The organism is Clostridium sp. AM29-11AC, assembly GCF_003480545.1.
In the GTDB taxonomy this organism is placed as follows: domain Bacteria; phylum Bacillota; class Clostridia; order Lachnospirales; family Lachnospiraceae; genus Otoolea; species Otoolea saccharolyticum_A.
The window spans coordinates 512-21,678 of sequence record NZ_QUJI01000023.1 but is presented as its reverse complement, the minus strand read 5'-3'; the positions used below and the strand labels follow the sequence as shown (position 1 = coordinate 21,678).

At 50.0% G+C, this 21,167-nt stretch carries 21 protein-coding genes and 1 pseudogene; 1 reads left to right on the top strand and 21 read right to left on the bottom strand.

The window, feature by feature from the left end:
• Positions 1 to 51 precede the first annotated feature (51 nt).
• The 17 genes from DW757_RS14260 to DW757_RS17450 form a co-directional block, all read right to left on the bottom strand.
• On the bottom strand, positions 52 to 1,098 hold the full coding sequence (locus DW757_RS14260; protein ID WP_118752053.1) for a DUF4062 domain-containing protein: 1,047 nt from the start codon (positions 1,096 to 1,098) through the stop codon (positions 52 to 54).
• Between the two features lie 106 nt (positions 1,099 to 1,204).
• Positions 1,205 to 1,684 carry a 23S rRNA (pseudouridine(1915)-N(3))-methyltransferase RlmH gene (rlmH, locus tag DW757_RS14255; protein ID WP_021966863.1) on the bottom strand — a complete coding sequence of 160 codons (480 nt, stop codon included), beginning with the start codon at positions 1,682 to 1,684 and terminating at the stop codon, positions 1,205 to 1,207.
• The gene (locus DW757_RS14250) at positions 1,650 to 2,813 is read right to left on the bottom strand and encodes an alpha/beta hydrolase (protein ID WP_118752052.1); all 1,164 of its coding nucleotides are present in this window, start codon (positions 2,811 to 2,813) and stop codon (positions 1,650 to 1,652) included. Before DW757_RS14250 ends, rlmH begins: the two co-directional genes overlap by 35 nt.
• 119 nt (positions 2,814 to 2,932) lie before the next feature.
• The gene (locus DW757_RS14245; RefSeq protein ID WP_118752051.1) at positions 2,933 to 4,861 is read right to left on the bottom strand and encodes a DUF6320 domain-containing protein; all 1,929 of its coding nucleotides are present in this window, start codon (positions 4,859 to 4,861) and stop codon (positions 2,933 to 2,935) included.
• A 38-nt stretch (positions 4,862 to 4,899) separates the two neighbouring features.
• Positions 4,900 to 5,388 (bottom strand): GNAT family N-acetyltransferase, encoded by a 489-nt coding sequence (locus DW757_RS14240; RefSeq protein ID WP_015544865.1) that lies wholly within the window; start codon positions 5,386 to 5,388, stop codon positions 4,900 to 4,902.
• Between the two features lie 234 nt (positions 5,389 to 5,622).
• Positions 5,623 to 6,321, bottom strand: a complete 699-nt coding sequence (locus DW757_RS14230) for a response regulator transcription factor (RefSeq protein ID WP_008397213.1) — start codon at positions 6,319 to 6,321, stop codon at positions 5,623 to 5,625.
• Between the two features lie 22 nt (positions 6,322 to 6,343).
• Positions 6,344 to 7,138 carry a helix-hairpin-helix domain-containing protein gene (locus DW757_RS14225; RefSeq protein WP_118752049.1) on the bottom strand — a complete coding sequence of 265 codons (795 nt, stop codon included), beginning with the start codon at positions 7,136 to 7,138 and terminating at the stop codon, positions 6,344 to 6,346.
• A gap of 113 nt (positions 7,139 to 7,251) precedes the next feature.
• Positions 7,252 to 7,686, bottom strand: a complete 435-nt coding sequence (locus DW757_RS14220; protein ID WP_015544862.1) for a DMT family transporter — start codon at positions 7,684 to 7,686, stop codon at positions 7,252 to 7,254.
• Positions 7,687 to 7,772: 86 nt separating this feature from the next.
• Positions 7,773 to 8,519, bottom strand: a complete 747-nt coding sequence (locus tag DW757_RS14215) for an SIMPL domain-containing protein (protein ID WP_243033716.1) — start codon at positions 8,517 to 8,519, stop codon at positions 7,773 to 7,775.
• A 202-nt stretch (positions 8,520 to 8,721) separates the two neighbouring features.
• A complete protein-coding gene (locus DW757_RS14210) occupies positions 8,722 to 9,588 on the bottom strand; it encodes a bifunctional 5,10-methylenetetrahydrofolate dehydrogenase/5,10-methenyltetrahydrofolate cyclohydrolase (RefSeq protein ID WP_021966857.1) in 867 nt (288 codons plus the stop codon).
• A gap of 107 nt (positions 9,589 to 9,695) precedes the next feature.
• Entirely contained in the window at positions 9,696 to 10,019 is a 324-nt protein-coding gene (locus DW757_RS14205) for an AzlD domain-containing protein (RefSeq protein ID WP_008397208.1), read from the bottom strand.
• Between the two features lie 33 nt (positions 10,020 to 10,052).
• Positions 10,053 to 10,778, bottom strand: a complete 726-nt coding sequence (locus DW757_RS14200; protein ID WP_015574556.1) for an AzlC family ABC transporter permease — start codon at positions 10,776 to 10,778, stop codon at positions 10,053 to 10,055.
• Positions 10,779 to 10,880: 102 nt separating this feature from the next.
• Positions 10,881 to 11,156, bottom strand: coding sequence for a hypothetical protein (locus DW757_RS14195; protein WP_118752047.1), 276 nt, complete (start codon positions 11,154 to 11,156; stop codon positions 10,881 to 10,883).
• A gap of 246 nt (positions 11,157 to 11,402) precedes the next feature.
• Positions 11,403 to 13,058, bottom strand: a complete 1,656-nt coding sequence (locus tag DW757_RS14190) for a galactoside ABC transporter permease (protein WP_118752046.1) — start codon at positions 13,056 to 13,058, stop codon at positions 11,403 to 11,405.
• Between the two features lie 18 nt (positions 13,059 to 13,076).
• Positions 13,077 to 14,585 (bottom strand): sugar ABC transporter ATP-binding protein, encoded by a 1,509-nt coding sequence (locus DW757_RS14185; protein ID WP_118752045.1) that lies wholly within the window; start codon positions 14,583 to 14,585, stop codon positions 13,077 to 13,079.
• Between the two features lie 143 nt (positions 14,586 to 14,728).
• Positions 14,729 to 16,057: a substrate-binding domain-containing protein gene (locus DW757_RS14180; protein WP_118752044.1), complete on the bottom strand. Its 1,329-nt coding sequence runs from the start codon at positions 16,055 to 16,057 to the stop codon at positions 14,729 to 14,731.
• A 124-nt stretch (positions 16,058 to 16,181) separates the two neighbouring features.
• Complete coding sequence (locus tag DW757_RS17450; protein WP_015574560.1) at positions 16,182 to 16,340, bottom strand: hypothetical protein; 159 nt, start codon at positions 16,338 to 16,340, stop codon at positions 16,182 to 16,184.
• A 270-nt stretch (positions 16,341 to 16,610) separates the two neighbouring features.
• Here DW757_RS17450 and DW757_RS14170 point away from each other — a divergent pair, with 270 nt between their 5' ends.
• Entirely contained in the window at positions 16,611 to 17,840 is a 1,230-nt protein-coding gene (locus DW757_RS14170) for an argininosuccinate synthase (protein WP_015574561.1), read from the top strand.
• Positions 17,841 to 17,999: 159 nt separating this feature from the next.
• Here DW757_RS14170 and recJ read toward each other — a convergent pair whose 3' ends face one another.
• From recJ to DW757_RS17800, 4 genes and pseudogenes are all read right to left on the bottom strand, one after another.
• Positions 18,000 to 19,709 carry a single-stranded-DNA-specific exonuclease RecJ gene (gene recJ, locus DW757_RS14165; protein ID WP_087383360.1) on the bottom strand — a complete coding sequence of 570 codons (1,710 nt, stop codon included), beginning with the start codon at positions 19,707 to 19,709 and terminating at the stop codon, positions 18,000 to 18,002.
• Between the two features lie 99 nt (positions 19,710 to 19,808).
• Positions 19,809 to 20,402: a M48 family metallopeptidase gene (locus DW757_RS14160; RefSeq protein WP_021966855.1), complete on the bottom strand. Its 594-nt coding sequence runs from the start codon at positions 20,400 to 20,402 to the stop codon at positions 19,809 to 19,811.
• The gene (locus tag DW757_RS14155; protein WP_227910106.1) at positions 20,356 to 20,664 is read right to left on the bottom strand and encodes a hypothetical protein; all 309 of its coding nucleotides are present in this window, start codon (positions 20,662 to 20,664) and stop codon (positions 20,356 to 20,358) included. Before DW757_RS14155 ends, DW757_RS14160 begins: the two co-directional genes overlap by 47 nt.
• A 357-nt stretch (positions 20,665 to 21,021) precedes the next feature.
• Positions 21,022 to 21,167: pseudogene (locus DW757_RS17800) on the bottom strand (IS200/IS605 family transposase); the annotation flags it as partial.

Genomic DNA, 21,167 nt, shown 5'->3' with positions numbered 1-21,167 from the left:
GCCCCTCTCCTTTATTATGAAAAAGAATACTTCTGTCAGCCGGCCACTTCTCTACTCCTTTGGAACCTTTCCAAAATCTACTTCCCGGCCTATTTCCCACAGATGCTCCATATGCCTCTTGTAGATATCATAGAACTGCTCCCCCTTCCTGAATTCCACATAAAGGCAGTCCGAAGGAGGCACATCAAACAGCAGATGGTTCGCCCCGATCACGCCGTTATCTCTGTCCACGTCCCTGGCTATGATGTTTGTCCACAAGGGTTCCTTTACCTCTTTAACAATAAGATTTTTATTCAGAAACTCCTCCTGATACGTCTTTAACCGCATCAGGGTGATCCTGAGCATACTTTTCATTTTATCATATCCTGCCCCAAGCTGTATGCAGTTTTTCTTCAGGCCTTCATTGGAGAGAAGAATGAGCTTTACCTCCAGTCCGCGGCTTAAAAGCTCATGCAGCAGTGTAGGTGAATCGTACAGGGAATTCAGAGAATTCCCTGTAATAAAAATACTTTTCTCTGCCTTCTCAATAAACTCTTTGACAGGCTTTCTCTCTCTAATCCACCCAAATCTCTGTTCATATCTGATCCAGCCTTCTGTCTTTCCTTCCTCGTCTCTTATTTCCTTCCGTTTATCATTGAGAGTCTTTAAAATTGAAGCCTTCAAATCGTCCTTATTGCTCCAAAACATCACAGTTCCATTAGACTTTACCTTTTCCCGAAATTGGTTCAGGCGGGCGATGCCGTCTTCTGTCCGCTCTACCCTGGCTGCCGGTAGCGTATCCGGCTTCTCATGAATGAATGCAAAAACGGGTTTATTCTCTCGTATGGCATAGTCAAATTCCATCTCTGTATAGCCCACAGGCATACCTCTGTCATCTTTCCCCAGTGAACCATATCTTCCTCCCAGTACCAGGAGATAAAAATCACTGTCATCTATGACTTTTTTAATGATGTCCCATTGTTTTTTATCGGAAGCCGGAAAAAGTTCCATACCGGCAGGAAAGCAATCCATTTCCAGAATAGCCTGCACGGCTTCTTTTCTCTCCTCTTTCAAATCCTCATACGTAGAACTTACAAAAACCTGATACCTTGCCTCCATAATCTGTGTATTTCCCCCTTTTATCTTCTGGCCTTCTAAGCCGTATTTGCTTTTCTCCAGCTCTCAATCCCTCAGCTTTCCTCCATACTGCTCAGCACTTTAGCTTTTACTTGTGGTACGGCGCCCCCTCGATAATCCTGTAGCTCCTGTAAATCTGCTCCAGAAGCACCACCCTCATCAGCTGGTGCGGAAATGTCATTTTGGAAAAGCTCAGTGCGAAATCCGCTCTCTTCATCACCCGCTCGGACAGCCCGAGAGAGCCTCCAATCACAAACTGCACATGACTCACGCCATTGATGCCAAGCCGGTCTATTTTCTCTGCCAGCTCCTCAGAATCCAGCATTTTTCCCTCAATGGCCAGGGCAATCACATAGGCTCCATCTTTGATGTGGGAGAGTATCCGCTCTCCCTCCCTGTCCTTGATCTGTTCCTCCACAGCAGCCCCTGCCCTGTCCGGTGTTTTTTCATCTGCAACCTGCACGATCTCCAGCTTGCAGTATCTGGACAGCCTCTTCGCATACTCGGAAATCGCCGCCTCAAAAAAGCGCTCCTTAATCTTCCCCACAGCAATCACTGTGATTTTCACACTCTTTTCCTCCCTTTCTCCTGTCCTCTTTTGCCGCTTTTTTCACCGGTCCTTCGATTTCTCCTCTTATCATGGAGATCAGAAGTCCCCTTGCCCTCTCCTGCACTTCTGGTCTGTGGGTTTTGACTCTCTTAACCACCCGGCCTTCGGCCTTCCTCTGAATTTTGTATACAATACAGAGAAATTCTCCGACCTCCTCCCAGGCTTCCCGGCTCTCCGGGATCAGGTCAAGCCCCATCTGAAATACATGGAACATACCGCTGTAGACAGAAGTTCTCACCCTCACCCCGGCCTTTTTAGCCTTTTCTGACACAGAGAGCGTGTCACTGAGCAGCACCTCGTAATCTCCCACCTGCATCAGCATGGGCGGAAATCCCGAAAAATCTCCAAACAGCGGGGACAGATAGGGATCCGCCGGGTCTGCCTCTCCGATATAGCTGCACTGGTACAGCATATTCTCCCTGGAATTTCCAAACAGCGGATCCAGCTCATATCTGCTTTCGTAGGACTCTCCTCCGAGGGTCACATCGGTCCAGGGCGACATGGTGATCACACCGCCGGGCAGCGGCATCCCATGATCCTTCAGATAGTGAACCAGGGCAAGAGCCAGACCTCCTCCTGCGGAGTCTCCTGCCACTGCGATCTTCTCCGGCTCATACTTCTTTTCCTCTAAAAGCCACCTGTAGCCATCCACAGCATCCATCAGAGCGGCCGGGAAGGGATATTCCGGGGCAACGCGGTAGTCCACGCTCAGCACATCTGCCCCGTAGCCGAGCTTTGAATATCTGACGGCAAATCTCCTGTAAATATTTTTCATGGGGCCAATGTAACCGCCTCCGTGAAGCTGCAGAACCACGCGGCCGGTCACCGTATGCTCCAAAGTCAGATACTCCATCGTGCAGTTAGGCGCCTCCACCAGCTCATACACATAGCCCGCCGGACACCGCCAGGCCGGCTCCACCGGATTTTTTCTGAATTCCCCCGTCTGTATGGGCTTTTTCAGGGCTGTCTCCATCACATCGCTCATCATCTCTCTCGTCAGCCTGCCCATAGCGCTTACCTTCGTCCGCCTTTTTCGGTCTTTTCTTACCTTCTCCTCTCTTCTTTCCATTCTATTATCAAAAATCATCAGTCCGCCTGTTCCTTTCCGTTTCCGGGTTCATCCCTCTGCCTTTCCGTTTTCCTGCATGTTCTTCTCCCCCTGAAATGCCAGCGTCCTCCCCCTTTTGATTTTTCCCTTTTATCTCTCTACAGATGGAACCTTCTCCTCAGCTCCCGCAGTACGCTCCTGCTGCCGGCGAGCACCGTAGTGCAAAGCAGAATGAGGGCTGCTCCCGCAGTAAGAAGGGACAGAAATGGGCGCGTCACCAGACCTGCCCCCCATAGTGCCAGAGGAATGAGGCAGAAGATGGTGATGACAATCTGGTACATAAAATAGCTCTGCCAGTTCAGCCGGTTCACTGTCATCAGTCCGCCCACAGCCGCCACATCAAACAGCAGCAGGCTTGGCACAGCATAGTTAAATGCCCAGCCCTCATATCCCAGGTTCCAGTCAATCAGCACAAGAACTGCAATGGCCCCAAGCGACTGCCTGAATATTTTCCCCGCCAGATTGGAATTTCTGAGCAGAGAAAAGCGCACAGTCATGGCCGCATAGGCTATTCCTGCAATCGTTATCACAGACCACCACCGCCCCAGCCAGCGATAGGTAGCTGCATTGGCAATCCCTGTGACAGCGGCGATGATAAACAAGGTCCCGTAAAACCATGGCATCATCTTTCTGATTCTCCCCGTCTCGGCCGCAGCCTCGGGGTAATTTCCCCGAGCATAGGGGGAGGCCACAACCCCGTTCTCCTCCCTTCCTGTCAAAACCCCCTGTTCGTCCAGCCAGCCATAGAAATAGTCCTGAAGCCTTCTGTCCTGGGACGCGCTTGAAAATGTTATGTCTACCTTATCCCCAAAAGCGGCCACTCCGCACTTCACCGGCTGCTTTTTTGAGACTCCGATGATCACGTGAAAATCGCGGATACTGTCCCGGAGTCCCTCCTTCATCTCCACAGCCCCCAGGTTGGACAGCGTCAGCGTATAGGCTCTGGTATTTCTCAGAAAAATCAGCCTGGTTATCCGCGTTTTAAGGGCCAGCGGCGTAATTCTCACATACCACTTCTTCTCCCTGGAAACATTGTAGGAGATGGTCTCCTCCAGGCGCTCCCTCACAATCTTCTCATCCATCTGGCGGCTGACCTCCGAGAGAACCTCGTTAAAATTTTCCGGCTGTCTCTCCTCCGGAAATGAGATATTTGTGACTGCAAAAAAATTGGCCAGCGTGTCTGACTCAAAGAATGCCCTCAGATTAATGGGAAGGTTAACAGCTACCGGCTCCCTTTTTGTCCTGCCCTCCAGATAGACCTGAATGACTGACCAGAGGAGCAGCGCAGCCAGGTACTTCGTCATGCTGACCCCCTCATGCCTGCAGAGAGTTTTAAATCGGTTCAGATCCACATATCCGTGATAGACAGCGGTCTGGCCAAGAGGAAGCCATTTCCCCCGAAGCTGAAAGGCGCTCCTGCCGCCATACCCTCTGTGTTCCCGTTTCCGGTAATGAAAAAGATAGCTGTCAGAAGCGCGGCCCCTTGCCTTCTCCTTCACCGTGCACATCTCATCCCGGGATATGCTTCGCGGGCATTCTGCCGTTCTGGATTGTTCCGGCCCTGCCCCCGGCTTTTCCCCGGGCACATCCTCCTCCAGATAAATTTCCACCAGCCTCTTCAGGAAATTCATGGCCCCCATTCCATCTGTGAGGGCATGAAACACTTCAAAATTGATCCGGGTTCCAAAATAGCTGACCCGAAAGGGATACATCTGATTTCCCTGAGGTTCAATATACTTACATAAAAAGGCCGTCTCCTGCTCCACAGACGGTTCCCGCGTATTTGTTTCAAAGTAGTACCAGAAAAAACCGCGCCGAAGCCTGACACGAAACACCTCAAACTCCGGAAGGGTTCTCATAAGCGCCCTCTGAAGGCCCTCCGGCGAGATCTCCCTGTCTAAAACCGCGCTGACGCGGAACACATTGCTTAGATCCTCTCCTGTTACCATGGCAAACAGCTTTCCCGTATTGTCAAGCCGCCTCCATCCGGCTCCCTGAATCTGCTTTCTTTCTCTGTGCCGCCTCATGAAAACTCCTCTCTGGCTCCTGCACGGATGAACAGTTCCTAAAACTCCAGAAGCATATCATACCAGACAGCATTCCCATGGACAGACTCAGACAGCCCCTGGTTTACATAACCGAACTTTTCATAGTAATGAATCAGCTTGTCCTTGCATGTAAGGATCATTCCCGCCCTTCCTTTTTTTCTGGCGTCTTCTATCAGAGTTCTCATCAGAAGCTCTGCAATTCCCCTCCTTCTCTCCTGGGGGATCACGTCCAGGCCGAACACGCTCTGATATCTGCCGTCCGGCCTGTGAAGACTGCTGTCCTCATACATTTCATCCCGGATCGTTCTCTCGTCCGTAACGCATCCATTGATAAAGCCCACCAGCTGTCCGTCTTTCTCCGCCACCAGAAAGCTGTCCGGGAATGCCTCGATCCGGGCCCGGAAAGCGTCTCTTCCCGCTGCCTCAGCTTCCGGAAAGCATTCTGCTTCCACTGCAGTCACCCTTTCTAAATCCTCCGGTTTTACCTTCCTTATTACAATATCCATTGTTTCTCCTCTCTTTCGCAGAATCTGCTCTTTTCCGGCCTCATCCTGCTTCCTCCTATCAGAAAATGGCTTCCCCTGTCAGGGCTGCCGCCATTCCAAACAGCCCCCTTACAGAGAGAAAACCCGGCAAAGCCGGGCTCAGGTGCCGGAAAACCGGCCCCTTTGAAATTTATACTTCCGCTGTACCTATCTCCTGCTGCATCCAGCATCGGGACACAGGCCTCTCTTTGACGCCTAAGCTCTGAAATAATATCCCACGCCCCATTTCGTGTGGACATACTTGGGATCGCTTGGACTGGGCTCAATCTTTTCTCTGAGCCTTCTCACATGGACATCCACAGTGCGGACATCTCCGCCTCCCGCCGCCTTATTTCCCCAGACGTATCCTAAAAGCTCCTCTCTGCTGTATACCTTATTGGGATTGCAGACCAGAAGCTCCAGCAGATCAAACTCCTTTGCCGTCAGGTTAATCTCTCTGTCCCCGATAAACACTCTCCTGCTGTCTGTGTCCAGCTTCAGCTCCCCAACCGTTATGGTCCGGCTCTGGGGCTGTGCATCCTTCCTGGAACGGCGTGTGCTCCGCCTCATAATGGCCTTGATCCTGGCCTTAACCTCCAATATGTTAAACGGCTTTGTTATATAATCATCTGCGCCGTATTCCAGCCCCAGAATCTTATCCATGTCTCCGCCTTTGGCGGTCAGCATAATAATCGGCATCTCCGAAAACTCCCGGATTGCCTGGCACACCTCAAATCCATCCCTCTTTGGAAGCATCACATCGAGAAGCACAATATCGTACTCCTTTTCCCTGGCCATCTCGATTGCCTCCTCGCCGTCGTATGCACAGTCTACCTCCATTCCCTCCTGCTCAAGGCTGAAACGGATTCCCTTCACAATCAGTTTTTCATCATCTACCACTAAGACCTTCGCCATTTTCCCACCTCTTCACCACGTCCTATACCGTGATACTGTCCTTTATCTTCTGAAATGCAGCCTCCTTAATTCCAGAGACCTTCATGATATCCTCAATCCTTTTAAAGCTACCATGCTCCTGACGGTAACGGATAATATCGTCGGCTCTGGCCTGCCCGATCCCGGTCAGAGTCATCAGCTCCTCCCTGGAAGCTGTGTTGATATTGACCTTTACCTGCCCGGCTGCCTGGCCCTGTCCGGATCCAGTCCCGGCTGTCTGGCCGCCTGAAATTCCAGCTCCCAACCCAGGCTGCTGTTCTGAAAGACGCTTTGCCTCCTCCCTGTCCGGAACCTGAATCTTCATTCCGTCGCTGACCTCCTGAGCCATATTCAGGTAATCGGCGGCCCCGTTTTCCGTACAGCCTCCAGCCATCTCGACTGCCTCATAGACACGGCTTCCCGCCGGCATCTCATAGACTCCCGGAAAAACCACCTCGCCGCAGACATGGACAAAAACTGACTCTTCCCGGGCTTTGCTGCTCCCCTGAGTCTTTGTCTCTTCCCCGCAAGGCTGCTGCGTTTTCCCGCTGTCCTGACTCCCAACCCCGGCATCCCTGTCCATCCGGTTCTCAGACATGCTGTCGTCCTGTTTTCGGGTATCGCCTTCATCTGTCAGAAAGGTATCTTCCTCCTCTATGTCCAGAACAAACTGCTCCTCACGGACACGGTTCTCCTCCGGCCGGACATACCGGCTTCCGATATAGCATATGCCGGCTGCAAGCACACATATAACAGCCAGGATCACTTTCATCCTGTCTCTCAGCTTCCCATTCTTCATATGTATCGTACCTCCCGTCTGTCTGGCGGAAGATACTGTTATGCCTGTACCCCTATTCTACCTAAAACCCCGTTTAAACACAAGCACTAAATCGTCCATTCAAAGCAGGTTTGTCAGCTTTCCCACCTAAAGATCACAATCCCTGCAATCGCCACGGCTGCCCCGATGGCCTTTCTCCACTCAAATCCTGCCTTGTCCACGCCGAACAGTCCCAGCACCTCTATCCCATACGCCACAAGGATCTGGGCCACCACAATGAGAAGTGCAGCCTTCGCCGGACCCAGAGCGCTCATGCTCTTGATCACTGTGTAGGTAATAAGAGCTCCCAGGACACCACCAATCAGCATATATTTAGGCGTCACCTGCATGAGCCCGCCAATCCTGTCGCGCCCCGAAAGCAGCCAGAATACCACACAGGTGAGAAAGGCTGAGGCCTGTACCCATCCGGCAGACACCCACACACTCGTCTGTTTTGTCACCTCTGTATTAAACACTCCCTGAATGCTCATCAGAGCCCCTGATGCAAGGGCCACGATTAATCCCCACATAAAAAAACCTCCATGGCTTAAGATACCTCTAGTATCCCTCGCCATGGAGGTTTTTATGTATGGTTTCCCGCTTTTCCCGCCAGGATCTACTGGATGGAAAAATCCACATTTACATTGGCTTCGATTTCGATTTCTCCGCCCATCACATCGATGCTTCCCGTATCTGCCGCAAGGCCTGCTTCCTCTGTTTCCATCATAAGGTTGGAAGCCTTCGTATAGCGCGGCTGCTGATCAGAGCTCAGCTCATTTATATTTATCACAGCCCCCAGCTGACAGCCGCCTGCCTCGGCCATGGCCTGGGCCTTGATCTTTGCGCTCTCAATGGCCATCTTCAGGGCCTCCTGGTATTTCTCATCAAAGGTACTGCACAGATAGGACACCGAGTCAATCTGATTGGCCCCGGCCTCCACGACTGCCTTCAGGACAGTTCCCGCATTGTCAATGGGGATATCCCTTACGGTTACTCTGGAACTCATCTCATAGCCGGTAACAGTCTTTCCCGAATCCCAGTCATATACCGGATTCAGCCCAAAGCTGGCTGTCTGAATGGAGGACTCTTCAAGCCCCTGGGCTTTCAGCGCCTCAATCACACGCTGCAGATCCTCACTGTTTTTCGTCTGGCAGGCCTTGGCATCTTCTGCCTGGGAGTAGACCGTCAGCTGAATCTGCGCGATATCCGGCTCAGCCGTAACGGTCTCTGAACTGTTCACATTGATAATATGAGACTTTGCAGTCTCCACGGTCACTGTCCCTCCTGCGGTTCCCGCTGCGCAGGCAGTGATTCCCAGCGCGCCGGCCAGAACTGCGGCAGCAATCATCCCTCTTTTTTTCATAAAATCCTTCCTCTCTGCATAGTTCATCTTATCTGTCTTTTCCTCTTCTCCATTTCCCCCCTTCCCTCAAAGCACCTTTCCCTTCTGTCGGCTGCTCCAGCATAATAAAAAGACATCTATTCTGAATTTATTATACAAAAAAAACAGAATAGATGCTTTTCTTTTCTCTTAAGCTTTGCTGTCAGATTTCTAAAACCCAGCTCTATAAGCCTGCATTCGTTTCTCTCTCCGCCCGGGCCTGTGCCAGAGCCGCGTTCACGAGGCGCTTTGCAAGCACTGCGGTGGTCACCGAACCGATCCCTCCCGGCACAGGAGTAGCCATAGACGCCTGTTCTCTGATGTCCTCGAAATCTACATCGCCGCACAGATGGCCGTTTTCGTCCACATTGATACCCACATCCACTACAATAGCTCCCTCTCCCACATACGTCCTGTCCACCATTTTGGCGCATCCGGCAGCTGCCACAAGAATCTGGGCGCTCCGGCAGATTTCCGGCAGATCCACAGTTCTGGTATGGCAGACTGTCACCGTCGCATTCTCCTGCAAAAACAGCATAGCCAAAGGCCGTCCCACCACCATACTCCGGCCCACAATCACAGCGCGCCTTCCGGCTACAGGAATATCATTCAGGCGGAGGATATCCATAACCGCCTCAGCCGTGCAGGGTGCAAACCCTGTGTTATCTCCGCTGAACACCTTTGCGATGTTCACCGGTGAGATGCCGTCCAGATCCTTGAGCGGATGGATCATCCGGTCAATATCCTCCTGAACGATCTGCTCAGGCAGCGGTCTCAGGACGAGGATGCCGTCCACATCCGGGTTCTCGTTGATCTCCCGAAAGGCAGCCTTGAACTCCCGATCGCTTATATTCTCCGGAAAGGTATACTTCACCACCTCCAGCCCGAAAGCATCCATCTTCTTGACAGCGCCCTTTTCGTAAGAAATATCATCGGGCCTCTCCCCAACACGGACAATCGCAAGGCGCGGGATACGTCCCAGCTCTGAAAGCCCCTCCTGCACCTGTACCTTCAGCTTCTCAGAAACCTCTGCTCCTCGTAATGTAATCATGTTTTCTCCTCTGCTCTCTGATGTCATTCTCATTTACATTTGCCCGCCTGTATCCCGGCAGCCTGCACTTAAAAGTATCCTGTCCGCCTCCTGCTTTTCATACATTTTCACAGAACAGCCGCTCCGGCTGCCAGTTCCAGCAGATATACGGCCAAAATGGCGGCAAGGGCTACCACCACCAGGCTCTTTCCCCTGTAGCCCAGATATACTGCCACTGCCGTGCCCCCGGCTGCAGAAAGAATATGCCCTGTGGAAAAAAATACATCCGGAAACGTCAGTGCCCCCAGCACTGCATAAGGTGTATAGTCCAAAAAGGAACGGATAAAGGGCGACTGAATCTGTTTTCTGAAAATCGTAACCGGAAGCACCCTTGGAATATAAGTCACAAGAGCCATCAGCGCCACACAGATAAGAACTCTCTCCATCTCCATCTTCCTCTACCTCCTGATTTCTGATTCCTTTCTCTAGGAGAGCTCCCTCTCCTTATGTTCCTCTTCCCTGCTGGGAAATACCCAGGCTCCGGCCGCCGCTGCCGCCACTGTGGCAATAATTACTCTGAACCCGTCTGAGACAAAGGCAAACAGCGGTATGTATTTCACTGCACAGTTCACAGCCACTGCCGTCAGAATCACAAAAAGCACAGGAAGCGATTTTCTCGCCGCCGGAATAATCAAGGCGATAAACATGGCATACAGAGCGATTCCCATGGCATTTTGGAGTGCCTGGGGAAGGATCGTAGAAATGCAGCCTCCCAGAAGCGTTCCCAGATTCCATCCCACTATAGGCATGGAGATAAGTCCCAGCATAAAGGGAGCAGTCAAAACCCCTGTCTGCAGAGAGCCGACCACAAATGTTTCATCTGTAATTCCGAAGGCCATCACCAGCCGTTCCAGAGTCCCTGTCTTTTTGTCCAGCTTCTGGGACAGTGAAAGCGACATCAGCATGTACCGGATATTGATGACAAAGGTGGTGAGCGCCACCTCGAAATATCCCGCCCCCGCAAAGATCAGATTCGTCCCTGCAAACTGTCCTGCGCTGGTGAGATTGGTCAGCGAGATCACCACTGCCACCCAGACGGGAAGTCCTCCGGAAACTGCCAGAAAACCAAACGTAAAAGAAACCGGAATGTAGCCCAGACCGATGGGGATTCCGGCTTTCAGCCCTTTCTTAAAATCTCTTTTCCAGTTCATATTTCACTCAAGCCGCCTTTAAATACTCAATAAGTACGTATTATATCGCCAACCGCTCAAAATGTCCACACTTAATCCTCAGCGCATCTGTTTTCTCCTCTGTCATTTTTCCCCGCTGCCGAATTTCAGAGCCCACATCTCATTGAGCCACTGCACGCCGGCCTCTATCCCCTCCTCGGAAAAAGCAAACTGAGCCCTCGTCTTCTGCTCTTCAGGAGTGGCATCAAACCCATAGGGCTCGGGCCATACCGTGACCACCAGCGCTTCCTCCCCGTCAGCTTCTCCCTTTTCCATCCTGTATCTCATTCCCCGCTCGCTCCCTGTAAAGTTTTCCTTTTTAAGGAAATTGACCGGCATCACACTCTGTCTTGTAATCATTCTCTTTTTCCCTCTTTTCCTGTACGGCTGTCCCTCTCAGTTTACACTTCCGCCCGGTTTATTTCAAGAAGCAGGAAGAAAAAAGACTGCTGCAACCCGACCGGCAAAGCACACGTCTTAGATTCATAAAAAACTATAAATCCAATCTGTGCCCTGCCGGTCTGAGTTTACAGCAGTCCTTAAACATTCCTTATTTCATTGTCAGTCAGGCCGGCTGTCTGTCAGCCCCTTTGTCCCTGTCAGCTATTACTTCTTCTGAACGTACTTCAGACAGTCAAGCGTTACAGCTGAAAGGATAATGATACCTGAGAATACGAACTGAAGGTTTGTATCGATACCAAGGATTGTAAGAGAGTATGTCAGAGCGGTGAAGATAAATACACCAACTACGACACCGGAAATCTTACCAATACCGCCTGTGAAGGATACACCGCCGACTACGCAGGCTGCGATGGCATCCATCTCCCAGCCCTGTCCATAAGCTGCGGAACCGGAACCCACCATTCTGATACACTCCAGCCAGGAGCCGAAGCCGTAAAGAATACCAGCCAGGATGAATGCACCCACGGTCACACGGAATACAGAGATACCGGAAACTGCTGCCGCCTCTGCGTTTCCGCCGACAGCGAACAGGTTCTTTCCGAATGTGGTCTTATTCCAGATAAACCAAACAATAATCACTGCTGCTACTGCCCAGAGAATAATGGTTGGGAATCCGTTAATCTTCGGAATAATCATTCCCGGAATTGAGGATTCGATCGCACCGAAGGATACACCCTTTGTGGAATATGTAACAAGTCCAAAGATTACAAGCATGTTTGCCATGGTTGAGATGAACGGATGCATCTTAAACTTGGCAGTGAAGAAGCCAGCAATCGTTGTGAAGAAGGTACATAAAACCACGCACATGAATAACGCGAAGATGACTCTCACAGGAACAGGTAAAGAGGTGAAGTCAAATACATGTCCGAACACCATACCTGTGTTGATTCCCTGGTGCATGATAATGGTTGCGGTTGTCATACCCATACCAACCATACGTCCGACGGAAAGGTCTGTACCAGCTAACAGGATCAGGCCTGCAACGCCGAGAGCCAGGAACATTCGCGGAGAAGCCTGCTGAAGAATATTCAGCACGTTATTGTAGGTAAGCAGCGGAACGCCCTTTACCATTGGAGTAATGATGCACAGAGCAATGAAAATTAAAATGATTGCAATGTACAGACCGTTTCTGAGCAGGAATGCCCTGCGGTTAAAGGTGTACTTGTAGTTCTCCCATTTCTCTGCCATGGTCTCTGCGAAGGTAAATTTAGACATACGCAGAAGGTCGATCAGGTGATTCCTGTATGCAAATGCTGCATGTCTTCTGTCCTTAATCTGCTGGAAATCTTTCTCCAGCTCCATCTTGGCATCGAAAAGCCTGTTTTTATGAACATACTTTTCGTCCTTAATCTCCTGATGATCTGTAATCTTGGATAAAATATCCTTATGCTGCTTCTCAAGCTCTTCTACATGCCTGCGGTACTTTTCCTGAGCCTGAGCCTTTTCCAGCTTACAGCTCTCCACCACATGCTGATAGTAATCCTTGACAAAATGCTCCTTTAAATAAGCTTCAGCATCTGCGATGAGTTTGGAAATCTCATCTTTATTCTTAGCCTCAACTGCCTTTGCCTTTTCCAGTTCAGCTTTAAGCTGGGCAATTTTGGCATCCTTTTCTTCTTTCGTGAAGATACGATCCTTTTTCACTACATCCATGTCATTCTGAAGGGAAAGGACCTTATCTGTTCCGTCTGCTCTAAGGCTGTCGATCTTCTCCTGAATTTTGCCGACATAATCCTCTATTGGCTGGCGCAGCTTCATCTCCTGCTCAGCCGTAAGTATCTTACTGTTTTCAACTGCCATATCTACCAATCTCCCTCATTATAGGTATTTTGCACTGAGTCTTAAAAGCTCCTCCTGGTTTGTCTCCTTCGTGTTGACAATTCCAGAAAGATGACCGTTTGACATAACTCCGATACGGTTTGTGATTCCCAGAATCTCCGGCATCTCAGAGGAAACAACAATAATGGTCTTTCCCTGTTTTGCCATTTTGATAATCAGCTCGTATATCTCATACTTTGCGCCTACATCAATACCTCTGGTCGGTTCGTCCATCATGAATACCTGAGGACTCCTCTCCAGCCATTTTCCGAAGATGACCTTCTGCTGGTTTCCTCCTGAAAGGCTTGAGATCATATCGTCCGGTCCCATGCATTTCGTATGCATGATCTTAATCTCCTGTGCAGTAGCCTTTACCATTTTCTGATCGGAAAGCGCCATACCTACCTTATACTGATCCAGGTTTGCAATCGTGGTGTTAAAGGTAAGGTCTCCCTTCAGGAAGAGCCCGTTCGCCTTACGCTCCTCGGTAATCAATGCAAACCCGTGCTCTATGGCTTCCTTTGCGCTGTTAAAATTCATCAGGCGGTTTCTGAAATAGACACGCCCTGCCGCTCTGGTACGGATACCGAACATCGTTTCCAGAAGCTCTGTACGTCCTGCTCCCACCAGACCGTATAGTCCGAAAATTTCTCCCTCCCGGACATCGAATGAAACGTCCTGAAGGTAGGGTTCAAACTTTGTAGAAAGGTGCTGAACGGACAGAATCACATCCTTTGGCGTATTGTCCACTGGCGGGAATCTGTTCTCCAGTGAACGGCCAACCATGGCTGCAATCAGCTCGTTCATATCTGTCTCTGAGGTTTTCTTCGTCATAACCATCTTACCGTCACGAAGCACAGAAATCTCATCACAGATCTCAAAAATTTCATCCATCTTATGAGAAATATAGATAAGAGCAATTCCCTGCTCCTTCAGCATTCTCATCATTTCAAAGAGCTTGTCAACCTCCTGAACTGTCAGAGAGGAAGTCGGCTCATCCAGAACAATTACCTTTGAATTGTAGGAGATAGCCTTTGCAATCTCGCACATCTGCCTCTGGGATACGGACATATTTCTCATGGGCTGTGTAAGATTCACTGTCATGCCCAGCTTTCTGAACAGCTCTGATGCCTTCTTTTTCATTCGGCCTTCATCAACTACACCTAAGGAATTAACCGGATAACGTCCAAGGAATAAATTATCAATTACATTTCTCTCCAGACACTGATTCAATTCCTGGTGAACCATTGCAATACCGTTTTCAAGAGCATCTTTCGGTCCGGAAAAGCTGATTTCCTTGCCGTTAAGGAAGATATTGCCCTCATCCTTTTGATATGTTCCGAAAAGGCACTTCATCATTGTCGACTTACCGGCGCCATTTTCGCCCATCAGGCCCATGACGGTTCCGCGCTTCACATCCAGATTGATGTGATCCAGAACCCTGTTTCGGCCGAAGGACTTGCTCATACCGCGTATTGATAAGACGATATCATCTTTCTTATCTGCCATTATTCTTACTCCTGTTATGTATTTGATATAGTGATTGACCAGCGTTTACTTTTATATTTTCTGCCGGGCATTACCAGTCTTAAAAGAGCATTAGGGAGAATTTCTTCTCCCTAATAGCCTGCCCTCTCTTATTTCACCAGATATTACTGACTCAGTAAAGCTGTATAAGAAGCTGCGTTGTCTGTCTTAACCATGTTAATTGCGAACGCATCATACTGACTTGGGTTTCCAAGACGGTTTGTGATATTGGACTCTGTCTGTCCGTCTCCGCCGATGTAGTCAACCTTCAGGTTCAGAAGATCATCGTACTTCTGAAGCAGCGGCTGATAGGTGGAGCTTAAGAAGTTATCAGAAGCGTTGTAAATGTCAAGCCATACGGTCTTCTCCTGATGGGAAGCTGCGTCTAACTGGTTGGATACCGGCTCGTAAACCTTTGTGGAATCTGTGAAATCCTGGTAGTTGTCAGCTGTAACTGCTACGTTTAATGCGTAGTAGGAACGCTCGTCCTCGTTGTATACATATACATCGTCGGAGAGAACGTTTCCAGCCTCATCAGGTGTACCGATACCTGTGTCGATATCTACGCCGTCAAGACCGTTGCGAAGAACACGGAGTGTCAGGTAAGCCTGAACGTCAGCGTGCTGGCTGATTGTTCCGCCGTAGCCCTCTGCGATAGCTGCCACTGCATCGTTGTTTGCGTCATATCCGAAGGTTGGAACCTTGTTGTCCTTGGACCATGCGTTGAACATGGACATTCCCATACCGTCGTTGTTGGAAGCGATAACATCGATCTGATCTCCGAAAGAAGAAGCCCATGTACCGATTGCGTTGCCTGCTGTAGCTGCATCCCATGTAGCTCCTGCGGAGTTCTTCATCTCCTGGGAAGCCAGCTCTCTTACAACGTATGTCTTTCCGTTTACTTCGATGGAACCATCCTGAACTGCTGTGGAAGTTCCGTCTGTATTGATACCAACCGGATCGCTGACAATCGCGCCGTCTTTCTCAAGGCCTGTGCCGAGAGCCTTACGAACGCCTCTTGTACGTGCGATAGAGTCATTGTGTCCGATATCACCGATTGCCAGAACGTATCCGATGATGCCGTCGCCGTTGCGGTCGATTGTGTCGATGTTCTTCTCAATGTACTCCTTAACCATGGTTCCCTGAAGCTCAGCACCCTGGTTTGCATCGAAACCTACATAGTATGTAGAGTCGTTGAAGCTGAGAGCGTTCATGTCAAGCTCTCCTGTGGAGCTGTTGGATGGCTGACGGTTGAACCATACTAATGGCTTGTCCTTGTTTGCCACCTCAGCATCTGCCTTGGCTCCTGTATCTCCTGCCGCAGTTGTCTCTCCTGCTGCCTCAGAGCCTGCTGCTGCAGTTGTCTGAGCTGTTTCAGATGAGCCGCCTGAGCAGCCTACAAGTCCGAAAGCCATTAAAGAAGCCATGGACAGTGCCAGAACTCTTTTCTTCATAATTGATTCCTCCCTTGAAAATGTTCACTTGATTTGATGTGCATTTCCAACACATCTGATGTTTTATATTATAAACCTTTTAGGGAAAAAGTACATAGAATATTCCACAATTTTTGTTTAATATTCAATTCATCCTGTGATTTTTCACCCGTATCTGTGCACAATCCCCAAGGCTCCCCTTTTCCCGTTTCAGGCCCTTCGCTTTTTGTTCTGTTTCCTGTTCCTCCTGTTCTTCTTTCTTTTCCTCCTTCTGTTCTTCCTTCTGCTCTTCCTTCTGTTCCATTCTCTGCTTTCCCCTATCCCTGTACTTTTTCGGCCCCTGAATCGCTTTCATAATAATGCATATTATTCACTGCGCTTTTCTTTTTTTAACCTGGATATGCATTTTCCTCTTGATTTTATTACTTTTTAGATGTATATTTATGTTTATTGATATAATATTTATGCAATCCGATACCGGCAGCCTTTCTGCCCGGACTGTATCATCCGTACTGATTGCAGTGTCTGCCCTGAGGCAGAAAACATGACGAACATATATGAGGAGGAAGCGATTATGAAAGAGAAGGTAATCCTGGCATATTCCGGCGGACTTGACACGACCGCTATTATTCCATGGCTCAAAGAACATTTCGATTACGAGGTGATCTGCTGCTGCATCGACTGCGGACAGGGTGAAGAACTCACAGGTCTGGAGGAGAGGGCAAAGCTGTCCGGAGCGTCAAAGCTCTATATCGAGGACATTGTGGATGACTTCTGTGACAACTATATTGTTCCCTGTGTTCAGGCAGGTGCAGTCTACGAAAACAAATATCTGCTGGGAACCTCCATGGCCCGCCCCGGCATCGCCAAAAAGCTGGTGGAGATTGCGAGAAAGGAAGGAGCCTCTGCCATCTGTCACGGTGCGACGGGAAAAGGCAATGATCAGATCCGCTTCGAGCTGGGAATCAAAGCCCTGGCCCCGGATCTGAAAATTATTGCCCCCTGGAGAATGACAGACGTATGGACCATGCAGTCCCGTCAGGATGAGATCGACTACTGCAAGGCCCACGGCATCGACCTTCCCTTCTCCGCAGACTCCAGCTACAGCCGCGACAGAAATCTCTGGCACATCAGCCACGAAGGATTGGAGCTTGAGGATCCTGCTGCCGAGCCTGACTATGAGCACCTGCTGGTTCTCGGCGTGACACCGGAAAAAGCTCCTGACGAGCCGGAGTATGTCACCATGACCTTTGAGAAGGGCGTTCCCACCTCCCTCAACGGAAAGGCTATGAAGGTTTCCGATATTATCCGCGGTTTAAATGAGCTGGGCGGAAAACACGGAATCGGAATCGTCGACATCGTGGAAAACCGGGTAGTGGGCATGAAGTCCCGCGGCGTCTATGAAACGCCGGGAGGCACGATTTTAATGGAGGCCCATGCTCAGCTCGAAGAACTTGTGCTGGATCGGGCTACCATGGAGGTCAAAAAAGATATGGGAAACAAATTCGCTCAGATTGTCTATGAAGGAAAGTGGTTCACCCCGCTGCGTGAGGCCATTCAGGCTTTTGTGGAAAAGACGCAGGAGTATGTAACCGGAGAGGTAAAATTCAAGTTGTACAAGGGCAATATCATCAAGGCCGGAACCACCTCCCCCTACTCTCTCTACAGTGAGTCCCTGGCCTCCTTCACTACAGGCGAACTCTACGACCACCACGATGCAGAGGGCTTTATCACTCTGTTCGGACTGCCGCTCAAGGTACGGGCCATGAAGATGGCAGAACTCGAGGGCCAGAACGGAAAATAAAATAAAAAAATACAGGAAACAGAAAAGCCAGAGGGAGCATACAGAGTCATTCTGTACCGTTCCCTCCGGCTTTTTTTCTTTCATTCCCCCCGTTTTTTCAACGGTGATTCTCTCCACCTGCCCAGATCACAGGATCTTATCAGGATCTTATTAGAAACCTTAACAGAACCTGTACCTGCGTATCACCACCTGGATATTTCTGCTGCCGTTGTATTCATTGATTTCAGGGTAATATACGATGTCGAGCATTCTCCGCCCATTTCGCTCTTCCTCGAAGGCCAGGCCGTCTGTAAACAGCATTCCGTCCATGGCCCGTCCTCCCTGCCCTTCCAGAACCATTTTTACCACATTCTTATTTTTCCCGATTACCCGGCAGCTCCTGATTCTAACCCCTTTCTGGGCAAACAGGGGCTTTTCATTTCCCTGGCCAAAGGGCTCCAGAATTTTAAGCTCCTCCACCAGTCTCTCCTTTATGTAGTCAATGGGCATCGGCACGTCGATCCACACCTTTGCCTTAAAATCCTCCTCTGTCAGGCCGGAATTTTCATTCAGAGCCTTCCGGAACGGCTCGATGTTTTCTTCCAGAAGCGAGAGCCCGGCTGCCATCGGATGCCCTCCGAACTTGAGAAGAAGCTCCTTAACCTCAGACAGCTTTTTAAACATGTGGTAAGCCTCTATGGAGCGTCCGGAGCCCTTCACAGCCTCCTCTCCTCTGGTCAGCACGAGCGCCGGCTTCTGGCAGTATTCCCTGAGCCTTCCCGCGATAATTCCGGCCAGAGATTCGTGGCATTCCGGCAGGAATACAACCAGAACCTTGTCATCCCTGTACCGGGTGTCAGCCAAAAGCTTTGCCTCTGCCGTCCACTGCTCTGTCATATCCTTCCTCATATCGTTTAAGCTCTTAAGCTCCTGAGCCAGGGCTTCCGCCTCGTCTTCCGTTTCCGCGAGAAGCATGGACAGGGCCAGCTTTGCCGTCTGAAGTCTGCCTCCGGCATTCAGGCAGGGACCGATGACGAATCCGATGTGGTAGGCCGTTATTGTACTCAAATCGAGATTGTTCTTTTCCGCCAGCTTTTTAAGCCCCAGATTCTTCGTTTCTGCCATCCTGCGGAGCCCGTATTTGACAATGATTCTGTTTTCATCCTGGAGCCTCATCACATCTCCCACTGTTGCAATGGCTGCAAATTCCAGCATGTCCAGCCATTCCTCCCGCGCAATCCCGTATTCCTCATAGAGAGCCTCCACCAGCTTGTATGCCACCACGGCCCCGCAGATTTCCGGAAATGGATATCTGCAGTCTCTCTGTTTCGGATTTACGACAGCGTCAGCCGGCGGAATCACCTCCGCCTCTGCGTCGAGGGGAACCTCGTGGTGATCGGTCACAATCACAGTCATGCCGAACTCTTTGGCAAGGCTGATCTGTGAAAAGGCCGATATCCCATTGTCGCAGGTCAGAATTGTGTCGATCCCATCCTCATGGGCCTCCCTGATAATGGATTCATTGATTCCATATCCATCCTTAATGCGGTCAGGGATCGCATAATCTGCCTCTGCGCCAAGGCGCCTGAGCGCTGTATACAGAATATAGGTAGAGCAGACGCCGTCAATATCGTAGTCTCCCACTATCCGAATCCGCTTTCCCGCTGTAATTTTCTGCCTCAAAATTTCTACAGCCGGTTTCATATCCTTCAAAAGCCACGGGGAATACAGGCCGTCCAGATTTCCATACAGATACCGCTCTATATTCTCCATCCCCTCGATTCCGCGGTTTCTGATCACTCTGGCGGTCACCGGATCGATTCCAAACCGCTCGGCAATCGCCCCAAAATCAGCCCGTTTCGTCTGAAGCATCCAAATTTCCTCTGCCATCCCTGCTCTCCTCTCTGTATCTTTGGCAGCTGCGCCTGCTCAAATCGCGATAAATCCCTCTCAGAATTACAGACCTCTTTGCCTGCCGCAAGCCGGCTTTTACCCGAGCCGTCTTCCGTTCTCCCTGAGCCACCTTCTTCTCTCCCTGCAGTCAGGAAGGACATTTTCTACAATGTCCCAGAAACGCCTGGAATGATTCATCTCCTTCCGGTGAGCCAGCTCATGCACCACCACATAGTCGAGAATCTCCGGCGGCGCCAGACAGAGCCTCCAGTTAAAGTTTAAGTTTCCTCTGGCGCTGCAGCTTCCCCACCGCGTCTTCTGATCTCTGATGCACACCCGGCCATAGGAAACACCCATCTGTTCGGAGAAATACGCCAGGCGCTGTTCCAGAACAGGGCGGAGCTGATTCTTGAAATGCTCTATCTCCCGGTCTGAGTATGCCGGTCTCTGAGCTTCCAGCTGAAGGGCCCTCTCTCTGTTTTCGAGAATCCACTCCTGATTTCTTCCTGCAAATTCCATGGCCCGCTCCACGCTGACCTGCCTGGGGACACGGATTACCACCTGCCCGTCCGGCTTTACCTGAAGGGCCATGGTGCGCCTGTCCGACCGCACCACAAGACAGGGGATTCTGTCTTCGCCCTCCTTACCAGGGATTCTTCTCGATGTACTGGTAATCTGCAAAAACTGCATACATTCTGTCTTCTTTAAATTCGACTGTCTGCGCAGCACGTTCCATCACACCTTCCATTTCTTTCTCGAACTTAAATAAAGGTGAGTCCGTCTCCGGCCTCAAAATCTCCACGCACACATTTTCTTCCAGCCCAAGGAGCTCTGCATACAGCTCATCCATGCTTCCCTCGAACTCCTCCGGAAAACAGAGTTCTTTTTTCAGAAAATCAAAAACCTCTGATTCACTCTGCATCTCCTTCATATTCACTGCAACAATCCGCATCTTTCTGTCCTTCCTTTCTATCTCAAACTGCTTTCTTACAGGTGGTTTCCCAATTAACAGCTCTCCTGTCAGCCGGGCATAATGCATCGTTCTTTCTGTCAGCCAGACATACATGCATCGTTCTCATATGAATCAGTTTTATTTATATAAATCACCTTCGTATTCATCAGCTTTGCATGCATCGGCTTCGTATGTCCCATTCTGCTTTCTGATTTGAGACCAGAATAACGAAGAGCGTCTGTTCATGCAATAATTATCCACCCGCATAGCGGGTGGTTTTTCCTTTTCGGGCATAGCTCTAATACCACTAGCTACGCACAAGTGCGTCTTTTTTTGGCCTGCCAGCCACGCGTGGGGTTACTTGCTACCCGTAAACGGGTCACGCGGATCGAATAGACTTAACTGATCCATTTCCTGATCTTGTTTTATCTGGTTGGCTATATATTTTTTTATTGCTACTGTGTCTTTTCCTACTGTATCGACATAGTATCCCTTACACCAAA

What these genes read in the sequence shown, in the direction of transcription:
- DW757_RS14230 (WP_008397213.1), bottom strand. Translation starts at nt 6,321, where the DNA reads ATGGCGAAGGTCTTAGTGGTAGATGATGAAAAACTGATTGTGAAGGGA.
- DW757_RS14250 (WP_118752052.1), bottom strand. Translation starts at nt 2,813, where the DNA reads ATGATTTTTGATAATAGAATGGAAAGAAGAGAGGAGAAGGTAAGAAAA.
- DW757_RS14180 (WP_118752044.1), bottom strand. Translation starts at nt 16,057, where the DNA reads ATGAAGAAAAGAGTTCTGGCACTGTCCATGGCTTCTTTAATGGCTTTC.
- DW757_RS14210 (WP_021966857.1), bottom strand. Translation starts at nt 9,588, where the DNA reads ATGATTACATTACGAGGAGCAGAGGTTTCTGAGAAGCTGAAGGTACAG.
- DW757_RS14240 (WP_015544865.1), bottom strand. Translation starts at nt 5,388, where the DNA reads ATGGATATTGTAATAAGGAAGGTAAAACCGGAGGATTTAGAAAGGGTG.
- DW757_RS14215 (WP_243033716.1), bottom strand. Translation starts at nt 8,519, where the DNA reads ATGAAAAAAAGAGGGATGATTGCTGCCGCAGTTCTGGCCGGCGCGCTG.
- DW757_RS14190 (WP_118752046.1), bottom strand. Translation starts at nt 13,058, where the DNA reads ATGGCAGTTGAAAACAGTAAGATACTTACGGCTGAGCAGGAGATGAAG.
- DW757_RS14225 (WP_118752049.1), bottom strand. Translation starts at nt 7,138, where the DNA reads ATGAAGAATGGGAAGCTGAGAGACAGGATGAAAGTGATCCTGGCTGTT.
- DW757_RS14195 (WP_118752047.1), bottom strand. Translation starts at nt 11,156, where the DNA reads ATGATTACAAGACAGAGTGTGATGCCGGTCAATTTCCTTAAAAAGGAA.
- DW757_RS14200 (WP_015574556.1), bottom strand. Translation starts at nt 10,778, where the DNA reads ATGAACTGGAAAAGAGATTTTAAGAAAGGGCTGAAAGCCGGAATCCCC.
- DW757_RS14160 (WP_021966855.1), bottom strand. Translation starts at nt 20,402, where the DNA reads ATGCAGTTTTTGCAGATTACCAGTACATCGAGAAGAATCCCTGGTAAG.
- DW757_RS14170 (WP_015574561.1), top strand. Translation starts at nt 16,611, where the DNA reads ATGAAAGAGAAGGTAATCCTGGCATATTCCGGCGGACTTGACACGACC.
- DW757_RS14260 (WP_118752053.1), bottom strand. Translation starts at nt 1,098, where the DNA reads ATGGAGGCAAGGTATCAGGTTTTTGTAAGTTCTACGTATGAGGATTTG.
- DW757_RS14205 (WP_008397208.1), bottom strand. Translation starts at nt 10,019, where the DNA reads ATGGAGATGGAGAGAGTTCTTATCTGTGTGGCGCTGATGGCTCTTGTG.
- recJ (WP_087383360.1), bottom strand. Translation starts at nt 19,709, where the DNA reads ATGGCAGAGGAAATTTGGATGCTTCAGACGAAACGGGCTGATTTTGGG.
- DW757_RS14245 (WP_118752051.1), bottom strand. Translation starts at nt 4,861, where the DNA reads ATGAGGCGGCACAGAGAAAGAAAGCAGATTCAGGGAGCCGGATGGAGG.
- DW757_RS14220 (WP_015544862.1), bottom strand. Translation starts at nt 7,686, where the DNA reads ATGTGGGGATTAATCGTGGCCCTTGCATCAGGGGCTCTGATGAGCATT.
- DW757_RS14185 (WP_118752045.1), bottom strand. Translation starts at nt 14,585, where the DNA reads ATGGCAGATAAGAAAGATGATATCGTCTTATCAATACGCGGTATGAGC.
- DW757_RS17450 (WP_015574560.1), bottom strand. Translation starts at nt 16,340, where the DNA reads ATGGAACAGAAGGAAGAGCAGAAGGAAGAACAGAAGGAGGAAAAGAAA.
- DW757_RS14155 (WP_227910106.1), bottom strand. Translation starts at nt 20,664, where the DNA reads ATGCGGATTGTTGCAGTGAATATGAAGGAGATGCAGAGTGAATCAGAG.